The sequence below is a fragment of the Xanthomonas sp. WCS2018Noco2-27 genome, from assembly GCF_031843525.1.
Classification (GTDB): domain Bacteria; phylum Pseudomonadota; class Gammaproteobacteria; order Xanthomonadales; family Xanthomonadaceae; genus Xanthomonas.
In genome coordinates this window covers 109,748-127,295 of record NZ_JAVTIK010000013.1, presented here as the reverse complement: position 1 = coordinate 127,295, position 17,548 = coordinate 109,748, and the positions used below count along the sequence as shown (strand labels likewise).

The window sequence follows — 17,548 nt, the reverse complement described above, 5'->3', positions numbered from 1 at the left end:
GCGCACTTGTGTGACGCATGTAAGCATTTCGGCGCATATACACCCGCAGACCCGGCTGCCGCGCGCCCGCTTCAGCCCGCTTTGGGCGTTGGCGCCGCAAGCGATTTGCCGTACATCCCCGACCGGTCGAAACAGCACGCACGCCGCTTGCCGGAGGCGAGCATGTCGCAGGCAGTGGCAATGCGCTTGATCCGCGTGTCGGCCTTCTTGCCCGAGGTGACCCAGAAGATCCAGTCGCGCCGCGCCACTGCCGTGATGGCGTCCCAGGTGGCCCGCGCGTTTGGCTGCGCGGCCAACGCGGCATGCAGATCGTCCGGCAGCACCGGCTCGGGTTCTTCGGCAACCGGCGCGATGTCCAGCGCCACCGTCTCGCCAGCGGCAACCCCGGCAGCACGCTGCAGCGCGCGATCCACCTTGAGCCAATGCCCACCCTGCCCGTCCGGCTGCAACGTCGCCTGCACTGGATGCCCGGCAAACGTGCCCGCAGTGGTCACCATGCTGCGCGACGGCAGCTTGTTGCTTGCCGTCGCGGGCAGCTGCAGAAACAGCCATGTGGCATCGGCCGGCGCTGCCGGTTGCAGCAGCGCCGCCTTGAAGCGGATGGTGTCGGCTGGCTTGACCATGGCGCGGACGATAGCACTGCATGGGATCGCGTTCGCTGCCGCGCAGTGCGCGCGTTGCGGGCGCCTGTAGAGGCCGATCGCCCACACTGCGACGCAGATAGATGGCGGTGCAAGCTGTAGCTCGCGATCGATGCGTCTGCAGCTTCGTCGCAAAGCGGCGAGCTCCTCATGACATGCAGCGACTGGCCAGAAGACGCGCGGACGCCGCACGAGAAACGGACGCACTGCATAACCGCCGCACCAGACGCACCTGCCCGGCGCTCAGGCAGCCACCTCCATCCCCACCTGTAAACTCCAGCGTCCGGGGCACACGGATCGTCCAGCGCAATCACCATGAGCAAGCATCACACCGAGACCAGTAAATTCCTCAGCTACGTCTTGCGGCATGCACCGGAATCCATCGGGCTGACGCTGGATCGCGACGGCTGGGCAGACATCGACGCGTTGATTGCGGCAGCCAATGTCCACGGCAAGGCGCTGGATGCGGAGCTGATCGGCGCGGTGGTCTCCAGCAGCGACAAGCAGCGCTTTGCGCTGTCTACCGACGGCCTGCGCATCCGTGCAGTGCAGGGTCATTCGACGGCGAGCGTGGCGCTTGCGCACGTGGCAAAGACACCGCCGACGCTGCTGTACCACGGCACCGCAACGCGGTTTCTCGACGCGATCCTGCGCGAAGGCCTGCGCCCGGGCCAGCGCCACCATGTGCATCTGTCCGCCGATCCGCAGACCGCCATGCACGTGGGCGCCCGCTATGGCACGCCGGTCTTGCTGATCGTCCAGGCCGGACAGATGCATGACCAGGGCCTGCGGTTTTTTGAAGCCGACAATGGCGTGTGGCTCATCGACGCGGTACCGGTGGCGTTTCTGACCCAGGCGAGCTGACGCGCGCAGGCCGGCAACTGCCGCTGAGCGCAGCGGCATGTGGCACGGCACCGCCGCAGTGCCTCGCAGCGCAGCGCACGCGCCTGCCTTCACAACCCCCATGCCGCGCGCCTTGGCAGAATGCCGGCCGCTTGTGGCCGCAGTGGCAGGGGAATCGGAGTTGGATGCATGACATGGATCATCGTGGCCACCGTCGTCATCACCTTGCTGGTGGGGCTGCTGCTGCTCAACTTCGCCACACCTGAGAAGAAGCTCGAGCATATTCCGGGCCATTGCTACGACGTTTCGGACCCGCAGTTCAAGCGCGAGATGTCGGTGTTGCTGGGGCCGGCGATCCTGCCCGGCAACAAGATCGAGGTGCTGCAGAACGGCCACGAGATCTTTCCGGCGATGCTGGCCGCCATCCGCGGTGCGCAGCGCACCATCACCTTCGAAACCTACATCTACTGGTCGGGCGAGATCGGCCGCGAGTTCAGCGAGGCGCTGTCCGATCGCGCGCGGGCCGGCGTCAAGGTGCGCGTCACCATCGATTGGGGCGGCAGTTTGAAGATGGACCCGTCGCTGGTCGAAGAGATGACCGACGCCGGCGTGGAAGTGCACCGCTACCGTCCGCTGACCTGGTACAACCTGCACCGCGTCAACAACCGCACCCATCGCAAGTTGCTGGTGATCGATGGCCGCATCGGCTTTACCGGCGGTGTGGGCGTGGCCGATCAATGGATGGGCGATGCGCAGGACCCGGAGCATTGGCGCGACTCGCATTACCGCATCGAAGGCCCGGTGGTGGCGCAGGTGCAGGCCGCCTTCAACGACAACTGGATCAAGACCACAGGCCGCGTGCTCAACGGCGCCGAGTACTACCCGCAGCTGGCGACAGCCGGCGACAGCGATGCGCAGCTGTTCGTGGCCTCGCCGGCCGGCGGCAGCGAGAGCATGCACCTGATGTATCTGATCGCCATTGCCGCGGCACGCACGTCCATCGATCTGGCCGCGGCGTACTTCGTGCCGGATGCGCTGATCACCCGCTCGCTGCTGGAGGCGCGCAGCCGTGGCGTCAAGATCCGCGTGCTGCTGCCGGGCAAACATATCGATGCGGTGTCGGTGCGGCTGGCGTCCAAGGCCAGCTGGGAGCCGCTGCTGCAGGCCGGCATCGAGATCCACGAATACCGGCCCACCATGCTGCACACCAAACTGCTGATCATCGACACCTTGCTGGTGTCGGTGGGCTCGACCAACTTCGACATCCGCTCGTTCCGCCTCAACGACGAGGCCAGCCTGAATGTCTACGACGCCACGCTGGCCGCGCGCATGACCGAGGTATTCGATCGCGACCTGCAACGCGCCGAGCAGTACACGCTGGAACGCTGGCGGGCGCGGCCGCTGCGGCAGAAGCTGGGCGAAAAACTGGTGTTCCCGTTCCGTTCGCAGGTGTGATGCAGCGCCACCGATGCCGCGCACCGCACCGGCTCACACCACTGCGGAAGCCGCGGCCTGCAACCGCAGCTGGCGTAGGCGCCACCACACCCCGCCCGCGTGCACCAGCGAATACAGCACCAGTGCGGCGGCAATGCCCAAGGTCAGCGGGCTGGCCTGCGACCCGGCAGCGGCCGCACCCTCGCTGAAAGCACCGGAACCCCAGCGCCAGGCCAACCGGCCCAGCAGCACCAGCATCAACGCACCGCCGATCCATGGATTGGGCGTATACCAGCCGCGGCCGTCCACCCATTCGGCGTGCGTGTAACGCAGCGACAACGCGCCCAGCCCGATCCCGGCCGCCGTTCCCAGCGCAACGCCCAGCCGCACCTGCGGTAATCCGTAGACCGCAAACGCCAGTGCGGCGGCGGCGGCGACCAGCACGGCCGCACGCACCGCAGTGCCCACCGGCTTCCACTGCTGGCGACCGAAGCTGCGGCGGATGCGCCGGTAGTAAATGAAGGCGATGGCCGCCATCGACAGGTACGGGGTAAACGGTGCGATGGCAGCAGCGGGCATGACCAATCCTGTGTGGGTGCAGTGACGGCTGCAGGATGAAACCCGCCGGCACCGCGAACAAGGTGCCAAGTGTCACTTTCTGCGGCCGGCGGCGTATTTCACGGCGGCCGGCTCCTGGGTGCGTCGCTCTCCCGATCGCCGGTGCCACCGCCTCCGGTGAACGCCGCGCGCGCGCACGCCAGCCATTGCCACACGCGGATCAAGGCCGCGGCGGTAGACTTGCCAGCAGTACTCCCCCACCGCAGTGCCATGTCCGCCATCAAGCACCACGCCCAGACGCTGATCGATACGCTGCCCGACACGGCAGACTGGCAGGACGTGGTGCGCGTCGTGGGGGCGGCCAGCTTCCAGGCCGCGGTGCTGGACGGGATTGCCGCAGCCGACCAGGGCGCCATCACCGCACCGGCCCAGGTCACCGCACTGTTCGCCAGATGGGGCGTTGATGTTGCGGCGTGACTGGACCGTCCCGGCCGCCAAGCAGCTCGCCCACGCCCAGGATCACTACCACGCGCTCAACCCGACCATTGCCGCGGCGATGGCGCGGCATGTGCTGGACGCCACCCGCACCCTGGCCGAGCAGCCCGGGCGTGGCCACGCCGGCCGCGTGCCCGGTACGCGCGAGTGGGTGGTCAAGCACACGCCCTACGTGCTGGTTTACCGCGTGCGCGACGACGCGCTGCAACTGCTGCACGTCCATCTGGACCCCAGCGACTGGCTGCCTCGCAGCGAACCGCTGATCGAACGTATCGAGCCGTGGATCGCCGCGCTGATCAGCGCGCTGCTGCATGTGCTGATGCTGCTGATCCTGCTGTCCGCCTCCACCCCCAGCATGACCCCGCCGCAAGGCTCGGCCAGCGGTGGCCGCACCAAGGTGGATTTTGTCGGCGACACCGATCAGCCGCAGCAACCCACGCCCTCCCCGACGCCCACACCGCCCTCGCAGACCCCTGCGCCGGTGCAGCCGCCGCCGGCCGCCTCGCCGCTGCAATCCACGCTGGTCCAGAACGCCAAGAACCCGGTGCCGCCGCAAGGCAATACCCGCCGCGGCAGCCTGGCCGAGCAGCGCCGTGCACAACCGGTGCAGCGCCCCACCCCGCCGCAACCGCCGGCCGAACCGTCATCGCCGCCGCAGCGCCGCCCCGAAACCTGGACCGGCCGCCCACCGGGCATGCTCGACGAACCGGCCGATGCCGCCGAAGACGGCAGCGCCAACACGCCTACCATCAGCGAAGGCCGCCGCCGCGACCGCAGCAACGCCCAGCCCAGCATGGATATCGGCGGCTTCCAGGTCTATTACGACGTGCGCAGCGAAACCCAGCTGCGCGCGTGGAAGGAACAGGGCATGCAGGAGATCGCCATCATCCTGCCCGGCACCCAGCAACGCATGGTCTGCCCGCTGGATGTCGCGCTCAAACGCGGCTCCAGCAAATGCCGCCTGCTGCCGCCGGATTCGCTGGAATTGAAGAACATCGGCGACGCCCGCGAGGTCATCAACATGATGGAGGTCTACCGCCAGGGCGAACCAGTCTGGCGCGGGCCGGGGCCGTATCGGTAATGCGTGGATCTGTGTCTGCCACACATGTCGGCAGGCAATCCCGCTGTGCTCCAGAAACGCTCACCGAAAACCGCGGCAGCGTTGCCCATCGCCAGCACACCGCAACCGAACGCGCCAACCATTTAGAGCGGCTAACACAACGTAGCGAGCAGTCGTCAGGTGGGTGTGGACGGCGCGCTCAGAACCGGAATGTACGGGTGGTACATGCCGCTTCCGAGCACCGGCCGCGCCCGCCTGGCGGTGAGCACCGTAGGGTTTTTAGCTGCCCTTAGTCAGCGCGTTCGGCGGCAATTCGCACGTCGCGCAGATCAGCGCCCCTGGTCTTTGCCCAGCTGGGTGCCCAGTTTTCCAGTGAACGGCGCCGGATCGCTGGTGACTAGGCAGTTATAGGGCTTGTCGCTGTTGAGGACGAGCACCGATGACTTGGGGCCCTTGAAATTCAGCCCGGTCGAAAACAGCACATAGGTATTGGGCAACGCGCTCGGGCGAAACGCGCCGAAGGCATACTCGCCAGACAACCCCAACGGGGACAGCGGCACCGTCAGCATCAGCGGCTGTGTCGCGACGGGTGAGGGAAGCGACGACGAGGCGGTCATGATCAGGGACTGCGCATCGATGGAATACGTGGTGGTGACCACCATCCCCAGATACTTGGAACTCGGCGCCGCAACCTGCTTACGACATGCGGCAATGTCTTCCGGCTTCTTGTCTTCCTGCCCGCTCTGCAGCGTGGCGAAGACATGGGTCAAGGTGACCCGCTCGGTGTTGCTGACCGGCGCCGCCATAGCCGCTTCCATGCACATGGCTGTCGTCAGCAGTAACGCACTGCATGCGACGAGTTGGCGAGAAAGGCTGAGTGTTTGATGCATGTCGAAAACTCCTGAGTCTGAAGCGGGCTAATGGCACTGGACGCGCATTGGCGGCGTTGCCTGGCATGACGAACATGTTCATCCCGACGTTCCCTGCGCATCCCGCACAGGTGACATGTCTCACTCAGCCATCCAAACAAAAACCGTCGGTTTACGTTCTCGTTTGATTCCAATCTCGATCTCACGATTCTCGCCAACGCATGCTCTAGCGAATATGTCACTCGGCACGATGAGAAACGCTTGATATAGCGATCTTGGAGAGCGGTCGTTTCACAACCCGACAAATCGTCTCATTAACTTCGATGCGTGATGCATCGCCTATTTTCAACCCGACAGAAGGTCGGATCTGTTTCCAATCTCAGTGATCCACCGATACCGAAAATCCAGGGCCGTAGCGATGGAATCACTGCACGCCGCAACCTGCGTGCACTCCCGTCAGGCCACCCGGTTGCCGACGCTGGCCAGCGCGGCCGCACAGGGTTACAGGGCAGGCAGATCGGATCCGTTGACCTGACATCGCACTCAGAGCCCGCAGCCCGCTGCAAACTGGCTACAGTCCGCCCAGGGCCGCCACGCCCACTCCATCCATCTGCGTCTCAAAGGATCCGCATGTCTCTGCATCGTCTTGCACCTCGCCTTGGGCTGGCCGTTGGCCTGTTGTGCGCCTGCTGCGCGCACGCCGCCGCACCGGCAGCGGCCCATCGCCTGCTGCGCGTCACCCTGGGCGGCGCCACCGACCAGCCGGTTTCCGGGCGGCTACTGGTGTTCGCCACCCTGGCCAAGGACGCGCAGGCGCAGGCCAAGGATGGCAAGGTGGAGGCGGTGGATACCAACCCGTTCCGTCCCAGTGCCACCACGGTGGCCGCGCAGGAGGTTGCCGGGCTAGCGCCGGGGGCCAGCGTGCAGATCGATCTGGACAACATCGCCTACCCGAACGGGTTCTCTGCGCTGCCGGCCGGTGCCTATCTGTTCCAGGCCGTGCTGGACCCGGACCACAGCTATGGCTACAGCGGCCGCGATGGCGGCGACCTGCTGAGCGCGGTGACGCCGGTCACCCTGGGCAAAGGCGAAGCGCTGCCGGCACTGACGCTCAGCACAAAAGTGCCCGTCTCGGACGACCCGTGGCAGGTGTCGCCACGCGCACCGCAGGCTGTGCGCGATGCCGTGCCCGAAGCCAAGCTGCACACCACCGATGCCTCGATGGTGAGCCCGTCGCTGAGCGCGTTCTGGGGCCGGCCGGTCTCGCTGCGCGCACGCGTGCTCACCCCACCCGGCTATGACGCCAAGGCCCGCACGCGCTACCCCACCGTGTATGTCACCCACGGCTTCGGCGGCAACTACAACCGCTTTGCCGGTAGCATCGCCGCCACCTGGAGCGCGATGGCGGCCAAGCAGATGCCGCCGATGATCTGGGTGTTTCTGGATCAGGCCACGCCCACCGGCACCCACGAGTTCGCCGACTCGGTCAACAACGGCCCCTGGGGCACCGCACTGACCGAAGAGCTGATCCCGGCACTGGAGCGCCAGTACAAGATGGACGGCAAGGCCAGCGGCCGATTCTTGACCGGGCACTCCTCCGGCGGCTGGGCCACGCTGTGGCTGCAGACGCGCTACCCCAAACTGTTCGGCGGCACCTGGTCTACCTCGCCCGATTCCAGCGACTTCCGCGACTTCACCGGCCCGGATCTGTACGCGCCCAATGCCAACGTCTACCGGCGCCCCGACGGCAGCCAGTTCCCGCTGGTCCGCGATGGGGGCAAGGTGGTGGCCGAGCTGGAAACCTTCGCCAAGCTCGAACGCGTGCTCGGCCCGTACGGCGGCCAGCTCACCTCATTCGAATGGGTGTTCTCCCCGCGCGGCGCCGACGGCCGCCCGGTGCCGATGTTCGACCGCGACACCGGCAAGGTCGACCCGGTCGTGGCGGCCTACTGGCGCACGCATTACGACATCGCCGCCCGCGTGGCCGCGCAGTGGCCCACGCTCAAGCCGGACCTGGACGGCAAGATCCACCTGATTGTCGGCACCGCCGACACGTTCTACCTGGACGGCGCGGCGCATAAATTCCAGTCGGTGCTGGACGGCCTGGGCGCCAAGAGCGACTTCCGCTATCTGGAAGGCCGTAGCCACTTCGACCTGTACAAGGAAGGCGACGACGGCAACGCCCTGATGAAGAAGATCGCCGCGGAAATGTACGCAGTGGCGCGACCGAAGCAGTAAGTGCGCCACTGCACGCACCCGCACGCCGATTGGCGCGCCGGCCGTAGCCGCCACGTGCGGCCGGAGTAACCGGTTTGGCGATCGCTGCGGTTGTTGCATGCCGCAGATCGCCTGGCTGGTGGAACTGGCCTGGCGCATGCGCGCACCAAGTGTTCGATCCCCGCCTCTGCTGAATCAAGCTATTTCGACTTCAAGCGCTTCAAGCTTGCTTCGACCTGCTCCGGGCTGAGGTCGTTGGTCGGATCAAAACCGATAGTTACCTGCATTTGGCTTCTGACGGGCCGACCCTCGTTGTTCAATGCAGGGGCATATTGCCAAACAAGCACGCCATCGGTCGCTACCTTGTCCAGCTCAGCACTCCCACTGCTGTTATGAAGGAACGGATTAGTCACGGTTCCGTCCTGTTCCACCCAGAATCGCACTTTTGCTTCGCCACCCACTCCCGTCAGAAGAAGACGTATAGGGTAGCGAGGAACAGGCGTACGCAGTGCGACAGGAGCACGCGCATGGGAATTGACCTGAGTTGATGGCTGCACATCCTGTGCTTCGACAAGGCCGCTTGAGGCGATCATCAACATCACCGCATAGACCGCTAACGATTTTCTAGACAACCGGGATAGTCCTGATTATTGGTATCGAAGCCGCAGCAATTGGCCGGCGACGCATTTCGAATGCTGGTGACATTACGCCGAGCGCTTTGGCAGCTCCCACTCCATCTGCTGGCGCAACACCAGCAGCAGCACCTTGAGGCTGCCGGAGCGGACCAATGCGGCGGGGGTCTGGCCATCCAGCGCGTTCATCGGTTCGCGAAACCAGCGGATCAGCGCCTCGTTATTGCCGCCGTGCAGTGCCCAGGCGTGGCACACGATCTCGCCCAGCGCCTCGATCCCGGCACCGCCCAGCAACTTGAGATGCTCCGGGCTGAATTTGAACAGCGACAGCACCAGCTCGGCGTCGGCGGCCTTGCCGTGATCGACCGCCATCTGCGCGCTGTGCGCGGTGCTGTAGCTGGACGGCTGCGCGCGCAGGGCTTCGGCCCGGCGCATGCCAATGAGCAGTGAGTCGATCAGGTTGGCGCGTTCCACGGTGCAGTCCGGCAGTGTCTAGCGCGCACGCTAACGGTGCGGCTAGCCGCGCTCAATCAGGAGTCTCCCGACAGCCGCTGCGTCAGTCAGCCGGCATTGCCATCGGCAGTCTTTAACAACCGCCTTGCTAGCATCTGGGCGCGTTGCTGGTGGCGCCGGGTGAACCGGGCCGCCGTTTCTGGAGTGTCATCTCATGAGGAGTCGCCGATGAACTGGAAGTCCGCCGTTGCCCTGCTTGCCCTGTCCACCACCGCCGTACCGGCGCTGGCCCAATCCGACCGGCAAGTCGCCGAAGACATGATCACCCGCTCGGCCAATGTCTGCCCCGGCCACAGCACCGAGCGCACCAGCCCCACCGTCAAGGCCGTGCCCGTCGGCGCGCTGCGCGTGATGCTGGAGCGTGGCCTGGTGATGTGCCCCGACCGCCGCCTGGATGCCACCGCCCCGGCCGTGTTCTATGGCCGCCTGGGCGTGTTCGCCTGGAACCCGGAAGTACCCGCCGGCAAGACCGTGATCGTCAAGCAGATCGACACGATGACCCGCAAGGACGACTACCCGGTCGAAACGCTGGTGTGGGACGCCAAGGGCACCGCACTCAAGCAGCAGACCGTGCCGATGTTCGAGCCACGGCCCGGTGCGGCGGTGTTGTACAAGGTGCGTTGAGGCTGACGCGCGGTAGCGGTACCGATTCGCCCGGCTGCACGCAACGCAACGCCGTCGCTTGCAGTTTGGGCTCTGCCTGGACTCGACTCCAGCACGCTGCACAGGAGGATGCATGAGACACCCATTGGCCCTGGCCGGCCTTGCGCTCATGGCATTGGGCTTCTCCATCCCGGGCTGCAGCGCACCACAAAAAGGCGCCAGCACCATGACCAACGAACAAGGATGTGTGAGGCAACGTGGCGGCCCGCAAGACCCCGGCACCCAGCCACCGCCGGTGATGGAAGCATGCCTGGGCCCATACAAGCTGCATATTCCCGCCAATTACTTCGATGACCAGATGGGGCCGAACTTCGATGGCAGCTTTGGGCTGTATTTGGAGTATCCGGATCTCAACGCGTTTTCTCCCGGCGAGCGCGCACATCTGAAACTGGATGTCGCCACCCGCACCGTCAATATTGGCTACCGCTATCTCGACCGGGTCGACCCCGCTGCTTTCCTGCAGCGGCAGTACACCCCGGACGGCACAGAACAGGACACGCCCGAAGCGGATATCAACACGCGCATCAGGGGCGAGGAAAAAGATGGGCTCACGCCTTACTACGCCAACGTCGCTGCGTACCGCGAGCACTATCTAGCGCAAGGGCTGAAACCGTCCAATTCCATCATGGACGCAAGCTACTACAAGGATTGGTATGTGAGCCGCGATGCACAAGGGAACATCGACACCATCATCAAGTGCACTTCCCGCGAGGTCGAGCAGTCGGGCGTGGAGCACCGCGCAGGCAAGCTTGTCCGTAGCGCCGAGCGTGAACTTCCCGGCTGCGAGCACATCTTTGTCATTCCAGAACTAAAGGTCGCCGTAGAGATCGACTACGTGCGTGTTGCCTTGAAGGACTGGAAGAAGATCCAGGACCGCGCACGAAACGCACTGCAAGAATTTATGGCCGCCCCAGCCGGCACTTGAGCGCCGGCTGGCAACAAGGAGTTGATGCATGCCAGGACTGACGCAAGACGATCTTCGGATTCTTTCTGCCTATGCGCGCGAAGAGAATCGGGAGCTGTATTGGAACTACCTCGCCCACAAAGAGGGCAACGACGGCTACGGCTTGCTTGCGTTAGGTGTGGTGCGCAACGACAACGCCCCTGGAGCGACCGCTAACATTTTTGCCGACAACCGCGCACGCGACGGAGACGTGCGCATGAGCGAGCGGCAGTGGAACCAGTTTGGCGTCGAGCTCATGCGGCGCGATCTGGGCGAACGTCGGAGTCAGCTGGATGCCGGGCACCCGGATATTGCACTCAACCTTCCCGTTCGGGATGTACAAGATGTACATGACCGCACATTCCAGTCGCACCAGATCGACCCCAACGCCTGGACACCGCGCGAGTTTCTGCAAGCAGCGCGGCGCCACGGCGGCGAGGGCGAGGCGGAGAAAGCTTGGACAATGATGTTGGACAACAGTGCGCTTGGCCTGTCGCGTATGCGCGCAACCAGCTGGGACACTGCGCACACCTATAACGACGAAGCTCTGGATGCGGCGTCGTACATGTCGCGTATGGGCATGGCAAGAACGCTGGCAACGCAGGCACTGCCCAACACCGATCCAGACCGCATTGGGGCCGAGAATTTCCATGCGGTCTATGACAGGCGCTCCGGCGAATGGACCAACGTCACCTCCGTCGGTGATCAAACGTCTTACCAGCCGATTCACGATGCGAAACAACTTCGTGACCTCAACGAAACACGGCAACTTCGCCTGGAGCGTCAGGAACTACGCGGCAATTTTCATCCCGATGACCCGTACCGCCACCTACCGATCGTACGCAGCCCGTATCTGCTTTCCGAACATGTACCTGCCAACACGACCGGGCCGGTTGCACTCGCGGCGGCGACACCCGACCAACCGGGCCACCCTCGGTTCGCCTTGCACCAACAATGCAGTGCAGGGGTGGACGCACTGGACCAACAACTCGGGCGGCAGCCGGACCAAAGCAGCGCTTGTATGAAAGCTAGCCTGACCACGCTTGCGGCAGCCAATGGGCTACAACGCGTGGACCACGTGCTGCTGAGCACGACCACCGGCCACACCCAGGCCGGTCACAACGTGTTCGTCGTCCAAGGCGATCCAAAGGACCCCGCCCACCTGCGCGCGCACATGCCGACCGAACAGGCAGTTGGAACACCGGTGGAAACCTCGTTCCGCGAGCTGGCGCAAGTCGAACAGCGTCAGCAGCAGTTGCAGACCGCACAGACGTTGGCACAGCAGCAGGACGCCCCGAGCCACGGCGCACGCACGCTGTCCGGTTAGTGCTGGTGATCTGCGCCGATACGCGCAGCGCACCGACGTCCTGCAGTCCCCGTCAGCCGAGTGGATCGGCCCTGCAATCGTCCAGCCGCTGCGCGTGGATCTGGTCGACGACCACGCGCACCGCGCGTGCGGCATTGAAAATGTTCTCGCCCAGCACCGACAGACTGGTGGCATCCAATGGCTTGCCGCTGCACACCGCCACCATGTCGCTCTGCGCGGTGATCGTGCGCAGCAGCGTGTGGAACTGATCGATCTGCGCGACGGTGACGCCGAACGTAAAGGGCTCTTGCTGCGTCCGTAGCATGGCGGTTTTGCGGGTTTTCGAAGTCGTCATGGCATCCGTCCTCGACGTGAGCGGACAAGATGTCCGCATGCCAAATTTATCCCTTTTTCAGATATTTGAAAAGGGGATATAGCTTCAGTGCGGCCTATCAACGTTGCCGCCATGCCAATCAAGTCGATCCACAAAGACCATTACGACATTCTGCTACAGCAACTGCGCGAGCTGCGCCTCTCCGCTGGGTTGACGCAGGTTGCCTTGAGCACAGCACTTGAGCGTCCACAGTCGTATGTGAGTGACGTCGAGCGAGGCAGTCGCCGGATGGATCTTCTCCAGTTACGCGACTTCTGCAACGCCTGCGGAACCTCACTGACGAAGTTCGTTAGCGATTTCGAGAAGGAACTGAAATAACGCGTCGAACCAGCGCTTGTTGGGTCACTCATGACTGTTCGGCGCGACTGTCGCGGTGAAGTGCCTCGGCTCCCCCGTGAGCGGGTCATCGAATGCCAGCGTCTGCGCGAACAGTTGCAACGGCCGTTCTGGATCATCTGGCCGCTGGTCTTCCAGATCGGGATAGAAGCGGTCATGCAGGATCGGTGCGCCCAGCGCGGCCATATGCACGCGTAACTGATGCTTGCGCCCGGTGACAGGCTCCAACCGATAGGTCCACGCGTCTGCGCCGCGCGCAACCACATCGATCACCGTCTCGCTATTCGGTTCGCCCACGCACTCGCGCATGCGAAAGAACGGCTCGCCCGGCTCAAGCCGGCTGCGATGCACATACGGAAACGTCAGCCCCGGCAGCGGCGGTGCCACCGCCAGATAGTGCTTGCGAATGCGTCGCTCGCGAAACAACGCCTGGTAGATCCCGCGCGTGCCCGGGTTGGCCGAGAACAGCACCAGCCCGGCGGTATCGCGATCGATGCGGTGCAGCGGTACAAGCGCCGGGTTGTCCAGGCGCTGCACCAACCGGGTCAACAGCGTCTGACGCACGTACGCACCGGCCGGCACCACGGGCAGGAAGTGCGGCTTGCAGGCAACGACCACGTGTGCGTCGGCGTGCACCACTGTTTCCGTTGCCGTGATGATCGGCTCATCCGCGACTTCGCGAAAATAATAGATCTCCGCGCCAAGCCGATACGGCGTGGCGACATCCAATGCCTGCTGCTGGTCATCCAGCACGCGTCCACGCGCGAAGCGATCGCGCCACGTCTCAGCCGCCACGCCAGGAAAGCCCGCACATAGCGCCTCCAACACCGTGTGCCACGGGCCGGACGGCAGCTGGAACTGGCTGGCAGGAATGCCATCGAGGGTCGGACGGGGAGCGGACATAGCGATGGCGGCAGCGCACTCAAACAATTGAATGGGATCGTACCTTGCCGCACCGACTATCACTGCAACGTGCCTGCCTCACTGATCAGGGAATGCCCAAGCGATCTCCAAGCTGCGCGTTGGTGGACAACGCATCCCCTGGCGCCTGGCTTGCTGGCCTGCATGTGGCGCGCGCTCATCCCGACGCATGCATCGACACCATGCATGCGGCGCAGGCCCGTGCCTGCGCCGCATGCCGCTACAGCAGCCCGGTTCCTACGTCTGCCAGCACTGCGGCTGGCACCTCCGACGTCGGCAGCAGCGCATACGCATACGGCGGCTTCCAGCCGATCGCCGTGTTGAGTGTGCAGGCCATGGGCACGCCGTTGACCTGCGAACCATGATCGACATACCTGCCGCCACCGATGTCCTGCACCACATCCTTGCAGCCACTGGCGCCGCCCACCAGGAAGGTGTTGTTCTCCGACAAAATCGCCGACTGGATCGCCACACCATGCGCATAGTTGAACGGATAGTCCGGATCGGCCTTGTCGCCCAGGTGCAGATTGTTGAACAGGTGGATCTGGCCATAACGCCCACGCGGGCCGCGTGATGCCACCGCGTTGAACAGCGAATCGTGGATGGTGACCTTCAACTTGCCCACATCGCCACGGTCGGTCTTGTCGGTGGAGCCAATCAGCGTGTTCTTCTCGTGGTGATCGAAAAACGTGTGCGAGATGGTCACGTAGTTGGCGCCATTCTTGACGTCCAGCGCACCATCGTGATGTTGCACATGGCGGCCATTGGCGACTTCGTTGCGATCATCCAGCCGGCGTCCATCGGTGAACACCATATGGTCGATCCATACATTGCTGGCACCGTCGATGGTCAGGCCATCGAACTCTGAATTCCAGTTGCCCAGCTTGCCGTCGGTCGGATCCCACAGCGGCTCCGGATCCCAGGGGTTTTCGATGTTGAGGTTGCGCAGGATGACATCGTTGCTCTTGACCAGCAGATAGCCTTCGATGATCCAGGCATCGGCTCCCACCCCGATCAGCGTAGTTTTGGCAGGAATTTCCAAGCGCGCGCGCTGCTTCATTTCGGCCTTGGTGGCATAGGCCACACCGCCACTGACGTCGATGACGCCTTGCACATAGATCAGGCGTCCGCCCGCACCGACCGATGCGCGCAACGCCGTCCTGAGCGCATCGGCATCGGCGACCACGAACGTATCTGCCAGCGCCGCTGCGCTGCCGCCACGCGTCCCACCATTTTGCGTTGCCCACCCGGTGCTGGCCACCTCACGCGCAGGATCGGCTGACGCCGCCATGCTTGCCACACACAGGCACGCACCACAAACGGCGCGCAGCATCCCACTTCGCGCAAGAGTCTTGCTCGATTCGATCTTCATGTTGTCCCCATGACGCATGCAAGAGATTGCCTGCCGCACGCACGTCGCAAGACGAAGACGGCAGGCATGCTGGCCATCGGCAACACCGCTGTTATTGCAGGGTGCCGCGATGGCGGGCGAAATCTAGCAAAACAGACTCAACCGCAAACGAATATTCACTTATAAATTGCGCGTGTGTTGCGTTTTGCTGCGCAGCGAACCCATCGCGGGTGATGGCATGCACACAAATCCACAATGCGCCGACGCATGTCACCCGAGCCATTGGGACAACGTTGAAGACATTGCGCAAAACGCACAGCGCCTGCATCGCAACGCGCGCTGTTGGGACGTGTACGGCGTCAAAAAAAAGACACTTCGAAGACCGTCTGCTTACAACTTGCCGACGCTGGCTTTGGCCGTGGCGTCCACAGCCGCTTCATGCAATGGGATCGCGCTTTGCCGTGCCGATTCTCTCTGCAGGATGTCTCTCTCTCCGATCGCGGAGGAAGAGGTTCGAGCCATACCCATACGATGCGTTGGCAGACAACGCTCACACCAAGATCGACTGCACCGGATTGGTCGCATCCCATACCTGCACGCGCAAGAGCGCGGCCAGACGCATAAGCGAGCTCAAGCTCTTGGTGAACAATTTTGTATTTCTTCGACCGCGCGCATCGCGCAGATCGTTGATGGACCATTGTTCGCATCGGCAGGAGCGCTCTGCTGACAAAACACGTCTCAGCAGCTATGGTCGAACTTGGAACGGGGGTTCTTGCATGGGACGCAGAAAGAAACAGAGCGGATTTGAAGCGTTGGCCGCATTGCCGTGGCCAGCCGCCTTCGTTGCAGGAATCGCCGCGTATCTCGCAGTGCGCTACGGCATCGCCTGGTGGTTCTCTCAGCACGGCGGGATGCTGTCGCAAGGCATTGCCCAACAATCGAATGGCATGTTCGCGCCCTTGGCGTGGATGCTGCTCGGCATCTGCTGGCTCGCCGCGTTGTTCTCCTACCTCGGCACACGCAGCCGGCGACGCTTTCTGGAAACACGCACAACGCTGGAGAGCCTGGCGGCCGGCGGCTGGCGCCAGTTCGAACTATTGGTTGGCGAAGCCTTTCGCCGCCAGGGCTATAGCGTCGAAGAAACCGGCCTGGGCGGCCCCGACGGCGGCATCGACCTGATCCTGCGCAAGGACGGCCGCCGCACGCTGGTGCAATGCAAGCAATGGAAGCGCCAGCAGGTCGGCGTCAGCGTCGTACGCGAAATGTTCGGCCTGCTCGCCCATCACCAGGCTCACGCGGTCAAGATCGTCTGTATCGGCAGCTACACCAAGGATGCAGAGCACTTCGCCCAAGGCAAGCCGATTGAATTGATTGGCGGCGAGCTACTGTTGGAGATGATACGAGCGGTGCAACTACACGCTGCAGCGCAACCGACGCCACATGCAGCACGCGTCGAACCTATTTTCGCTTCCACTGATTCCACTGCCTCTACAACTATCGCCACACCAAGCTGCCCGCGCTGCGGCAGCGCGCTTGTGCAGAGAAGGAACCGGCGCACCAGCGAGAACTTTCTCGGATGCAGCCAGTTTCCGACGTGCAGAGGAACTGCTTGAGTGACCCTGACACCGTTTTTCCGCTGGTGGTCTAAACGTAGGGATACCTCAGAATCTGATTCCGTTTTACTTTAGACAGATCAATACACAATAACGTCGCCCAATACGGGTTTCGATCCATCGAAGACATATTTTTTTGAGATACCATGTTTGATTTGAAGACTGTTAATCCCGGGCTATATCAGAATTGGTTGCTCATCAAAAATGCAAACCCTGAGTTTCATCTATCACCGGACCCTGCTGCGGTTCAAGAGCTCGAAGCTCTGGCTGGCGGAACTCTACCTCTAGATTATAAAAGCTTTCTTTTAGAATATGGAGATGTCTCTGGATCGGTCAAGACTGGCGTCCGATACTTTCACTGCCAGTATCCCGGAAAGGAGATCATTGATGCCGATTTTGGCATGATTTCTAGCGCAAGACACACTATAGGGGCAACGAAAGTTTTATCGAAACCGCATCAAACACTTAACAATGTCGGGCCGCGCATCCCCGCACATATGATTGCGACAAATTACGATAATTATTGTACATTTCTAATAGATTTGAGACCAGAAAGCTTCGGCAGGATTTATTATATTTCGGATCTGAAGAAAAAGACATTTGGGAGCGCGGATTATGACTGGAATAATGTCGCCCTAGTCGGCGAAAATTTTACAGAATTTATGGCTGGCGTTGGAACACTAGAGGAACTGAAAGCGAGATATCCAAAGGTTACGGTGCGCTAGCTGTCATCTCTCAGTAGGTAGTTCATCCGGGGCC

19 protein-coding genes and 1 other RNA gene are annotated in these 17,548 nt (G+C 63.0%); 11 read left to right on the top strand and 9 right to left on the bottom strand.

The genetic code is table 11. The annotated features are described in order from the left end of the window. Positions 1 to 71: 71 nt before the first annotated feature. Positions 72 to 623 carry a YdeI/OmpD-associated family protein gene (locus tag RQH86_RS18430; protein ID WP_311239228.1) on the bottom strand — a complete coding sequence of 184 codons (552 nt, stop codon included), beginning with the start codon at positions 621 to 623 and terminating at the stop codon, positions 72 to 74. Positions 624 to 956: 333 nt separating this feature from the next. Between RQH86_RS18430 and RQH86_RS18425 the strand changes: the two genes are divergently transcribed. Both RQH86_RS18425 and RQH86_RS18420 read left to right on the top strand, forming a co-directional pair. Next, positions 957 to 1,505: an RNA 2'-phosphotransferase gene (locus RQH86_RS18425; protein ID WP_311239227.1), complete on the top strand. Its 549-nt coding sequence runs from the start codon at positions 957 to 959 to the stop codon at positions 1,503 to 1,505. 168 nt (positions 1,506 to 1,673) lie between these two features. After that, complete coding sequence (locus RQH86_RS18420; RefSeq protein ID WP_311239226.1) at positions 1,674 to 2,939, top strand: phospholipase D-like domain-containing protein; 1,266 nt, start codon at positions 1,674 to 1,676, stop codon at positions 2,937 to 2,939. Between the two features lie 33 nt (positions 2,940 to 2,972). On the opposite strand, the gene RQH86_RS18415 is transcribed toward RQH86_RS18420, so the two are convergent. After that, entirely contained in the window at positions 2,973 to 3,497 is a 525-nt protein-coding gene (locus RQH86_RS18415) for a hypothetical protein (RefSeq protein ID WP_311239225.1), read from the bottom strand. A gap of 249 nt (positions 3,498 to 3,746) precedes the next feature. Here RQH86_RS18415 and RQH86_RS18410 point away from each other — a divergent pair, with 249 nt between their 5' ends. Together RQH86_RS18410 and RQH86_RS18405 are read left to right on the top strand one after the other, a co-directional pair. Further along, a complete protein-coding gene (locus RQH86_RS18410) occupies positions 3,747 to 3,953 on the top strand; it encodes a hypothetical protein (protein WP_055852407.1) in 207 nt (68 codons plus the stop codon). Continuing rightward, on the top strand, positions 3,940 to 5,052 hold the full coding sequence (locus RQH86_RS18405; protein ID WP_311239224.1) for a type II toxin-antitoxin system RelE/ParE family toxin: 1,113 nt from the start codon (positions 3,940 to 3,942) through the stop codon (positions 5,050 to 5,052). Before RQH86_RS18410 ends, RQH86_RS18405 begins: the two co-directional genes overlap by 14 nt. A gap of 129 nt (positions 5,053 to 5,181) precedes the next feature. On the opposite strand, the gene RQH86_RS18400 is transcribed toward RQH86_RS18405, so the two are convergent. Both RQH86_RS18400 and RQH86_RS18395 read right to left on the bottom strand, forming a co-directional pair. Beyond that, positions 5,182 to 5,258: non-coding RNA, sX9 sRNA (locus tag RQH86_RS18400), on the bottom strand. 102 nt (positions 5,259 to 5,360) lie between these two features. Then, on the bottom strand, positions 5,361 to 5,867 hold the full coding sequence (locus RQH86_RS18395; protein ID WP_311239244.1) for a hypothetical protein: 507 nt from the start codon (positions 5,865 to 5,867) through the stop codon (positions 5,361 to 5,363). 663 nt (positions 5,868 to 6,530) lie between these two features. On the opposite strand from RQH86_RS18395, the gene RQH86_RS18390 reads away from it, so the two are divergent. Further along, the gene (locus tag RQH86_RS18390) at positions 6,531 to 8,138 is read left to right on the top strand and encodes an alpha/beta hydrolase-fold protein (protein ID WP_311239223.1); all 1,608 of its coding nucleotides are present in this window, start codon (positions 6,531 to 6,533) and stop codon (positions 8,136 to 8,138) included. A gap of 179 nt (positions 8,139 to 8,317) precedes the next feature. On the opposite strand, the gene RQH86_RS18385 is transcribed toward RQH86_RS18390, so the two are convergent. Both RQH86_RS18385 and RQH86_RS18380 read right to left on the bottom strand, forming a co-directional pair. Further along, a complete protein-coding gene (locus RQH86_RS18385) occupies positions 8,318 to 8,749 on the bottom strand; it encodes an energy transducer TonB (RefSeq protein ID WP_311239222.1) in 432 nt (143 codons plus the stop codon). Between the two features lie 72 nt (positions 8,750 to 8,821). Continuing rightward, positions 8,822 to 9,223: an antitoxin Xre/MbcA/ParS toxin-binding domain-containing protein gene (locus RQH86_RS18380; RefSeq protein ID WP_311239221.1), complete on the bottom strand. Its 402-nt coding sequence runs from the start codon at positions 9,221 to 9,223 to the stop codon at positions 8,822 to 8,824. A gap of 231 nt (positions 9,224 to 9,454) precedes the next feature. On the opposite strand from RQH86_RS18380, the gene RQH86_RS18375 reads away from it, so the two are divergent. The 3 genes from RQH86_RS18375 to RQH86_RS18365 all read left to right on the top strand — a co-directional run bounded on the left by RQH86_RS18375 (position 9,455) and on the right by RQH86_RS18365 (position 12,195). Beyond that, a complete protein-coding gene (locus RQH86_RS18375; protein WP_211287747.1) occupies positions 9,455 to 9,886 on the top strand; it encodes a hypothetical protein in 432 nt (143 codons plus the stop codon). Positions 9,887 to 10,091: 205 nt separating this feature from the next. Further along, positions 10,092 to 10,850 carry a hypothetical protein gene (locus RQH86_RS18370; RefSeq protein WP_311239243.1) on the top strand — a complete coding sequence of 253 codons (759 nt, stop codon included), beginning with the start codon at positions 10,092 to 10,094 and terminating at the stop codon, positions 10,848 to 10,850. 28 nt (positions 10,851 to 10,878) lie between these two features. After that, positions 10,879 to 12,195: an XVIPCD domain-containing protein gene (locus RQH86_RS18365; RefSeq protein ID WP_311239220.1), complete on the top strand. Its 1,317-nt coding sequence runs from the start codon at positions 10,879 to 10,881 to the stop codon at positions 12,193 to 12,195. A 52-nt stretch (positions 12,196 to 12,247) separates the two neighbouring features. On the opposite strand, the gene RQH86_RS18360 is transcribed toward RQH86_RS18365, so the two are convergent. After that, positions 12,248 to 12,529, bottom strand: a complete 282-nt coding sequence (locus tag RQH86_RS18360) for a hypothetical protein (protein ID WP_311239219.1) — start codon at positions 12,527 to 12,529, stop codon at positions 12,248 to 12,250. Positions 12,530 to 12,640: 111 nt separating this feature from the next. Here RQH86_RS18360 and RQH86_RS18355 point away from each other — a divergent pair, with 111 nt between their 5' ends. Next, positions 12,641 to 12,886: a helix-turn-helix transcriptional regulator gene (locus tag RQH86_RS18355; RefSeq protein WP_115552350.1), complete on the top strand. Its 246-nt coding sequence runs from the start codon at positions 12,641 to 12,643 to the stop codon at positions 12,884 to 12,886. 24 nt (positions 12,887 to 12,910) lie between these two features. Here the strand turns inward: RQH86_RS18355 and RQH86_RS18350 are convergent, their stop codons facing one another. Together RQH86_RS18350 and RQH86_RS18345 are read right to left on the bottom strand one after the other, a co-directional pair. Beyond that, the gene (locus RQH86_RS18350) at positions 12,911 to 13,807 is read right to left on the bottom strand and encodes a pseudouridine synthase (protein ID WP_311239218.1); all 897 of its coding nucleotides are present in this window, start codon (positions 13,805 to 13,807) and stop codon (positions 12,911 to 12,913) included. Between the two features lie 238 nt (positions 13,808 to 14,045). After that, the gene (locus RQH86_RS18345; RefSeq protein WP_311239217.1) at positions 14,046 to 15,116 is read right to left on the bottom strand and encodes a pectate lyase; all 1,071 of its coding nucleotides are present in this window, start codon (positions 15,114 to 15,116) and stop codon (positions 14,046 to 14,048) included. A gap of 836 nt (positions 15,117 to 15,952) precedes the next feature. Between RQH86_RS18345 and RQH86_RS18340 the strand changes: the two genes are divergently transcribed. After that, the gene (locus RQH86_RS18340; protein ID WP_311239242.1) at positions 15,953 to 16,789 is read left to right on the top strand and encodes a restriction endonuclease; all 837 of its coding nucleotides are present in this window, start codon (positions 15,953 to 15,955) and stop codon (positions 16,787 to 16,789) included. A 146-nt stretch (positions 16,790 to 16,935) separates the two neighbouring features. Further along, on the top strand, positions 16,936 to 17,514 hold the full coding sequence (locus RQH86_RS18335) for an SMI1/KNR4 family protein (protein WP_311239216.1): 579 nt from the start codon (positions 16,936 to 16,938) through the stop codon (positions 17,512 to 17,514). Positions 17,515 to 17,548: the final 34 nt, after the last annotated feature.

Coding starts and splice junctions, on each gene's coding strand:
- RQH86_RS18340 (WP_311239242.1), top strand. CDS start 15,953: ATGGGACGCAGAAAGAAACAGAGCGGATTTGAAGCGTTGGCCGCATTG.
- RQH86_RS18430 (WP_311239228.1), bottom strand. CDS start 623: ATGGTCAAGCCAGCCGACACCATCCGCTTCAAGGCGGCGCTGCTGCAA.
- RQH86_RS18390 (WP_311239223.1), top strand. CDS start 6,531: ATGTCTCTGCATCGTCTTGCACCTCGCCTTGGGCTGGCCGTTGGCCTG.
- RQH86_RS18415 (WP_311239225.1), bottom strand. CDS start 3,497: ATGCCCGCTGCTGCCATCGCACCGTTTACCCCGTACCTGTCGATGGCG.
- RQH86_RS18360 (WP_311239219.1), bottom strand. CDS start 12,529: ATGACGACTTCGAAAACCCGCAAAACCGCCATGCTACGGACGCAGCAA.
- RQH86_RS18425 (WP_311239227.1), top strand. CDS start 957: ATGAGCAAGCATCACACCGAGACCAGTAAATTCCTCAGCTACGTCTTG.
- RQH86_RS18410 (WP_055852407.1), top strand. CDS start 3,747: ATGTCCGCCATCAAGCACCACGCCCAGACGCTGATCGATACGCTGCCC.
- RQH86_RS18370 (WP_311239243.1), top strand. CDS start 10,092: ATGACCAACGAACAAGGATGTGTGAGGCAACGTGGCGGCCCGCAAGAC.
- RQH86_RS18355 (WP_115552350.1), top strand. CDS start 12,641: ATGCCAATCAAGTCGATCCACAAAGACCATTACGACATTCTGCTACAG.
- RQH86_RS18335 (WP_311239216.1), top strand. CDS start 16,936: ATGTTTGATTTGAAGACTGTTAATCCCGGGCTATATCAGAATTGGTTG.
- RQH86_RS18350 (WP_311239218.1), bottom strand. CDS start 13,807: ATGTCCGCTCCCCGTCCGACCCTCGATGGCATTCCTGCCAGCCAGTTC.
- RQH86_RS18365 (WP_311239220.1), top strand. CDS start 10,879: ATGCCAGGACTGACGCAAGACGATCTTCGGATTCTTTCTGCCTATGCG.
- RQH86_RS18420 (WP_311239226.1), top strand. CDS start 1,674: ATGACATGGATCATCGTGGCCACCGTCGTCATCACCTTGCTGGTGGGG.
- RQH86_RS18405 (WP_311239224.1), top strand. CDS start 3,940: ATGTTGCGGCGTGACTGGACCGTCCCGGCCGCCAAGCAGCTCGCCCAC.
- RQH86_RS18345 (WP_311239217.1), bottom strand. CDS start 15,116: ATGGCGGCGTCAGCCGATCCTGCGCGTGAGGTGGCCAGCACCGGGTGG.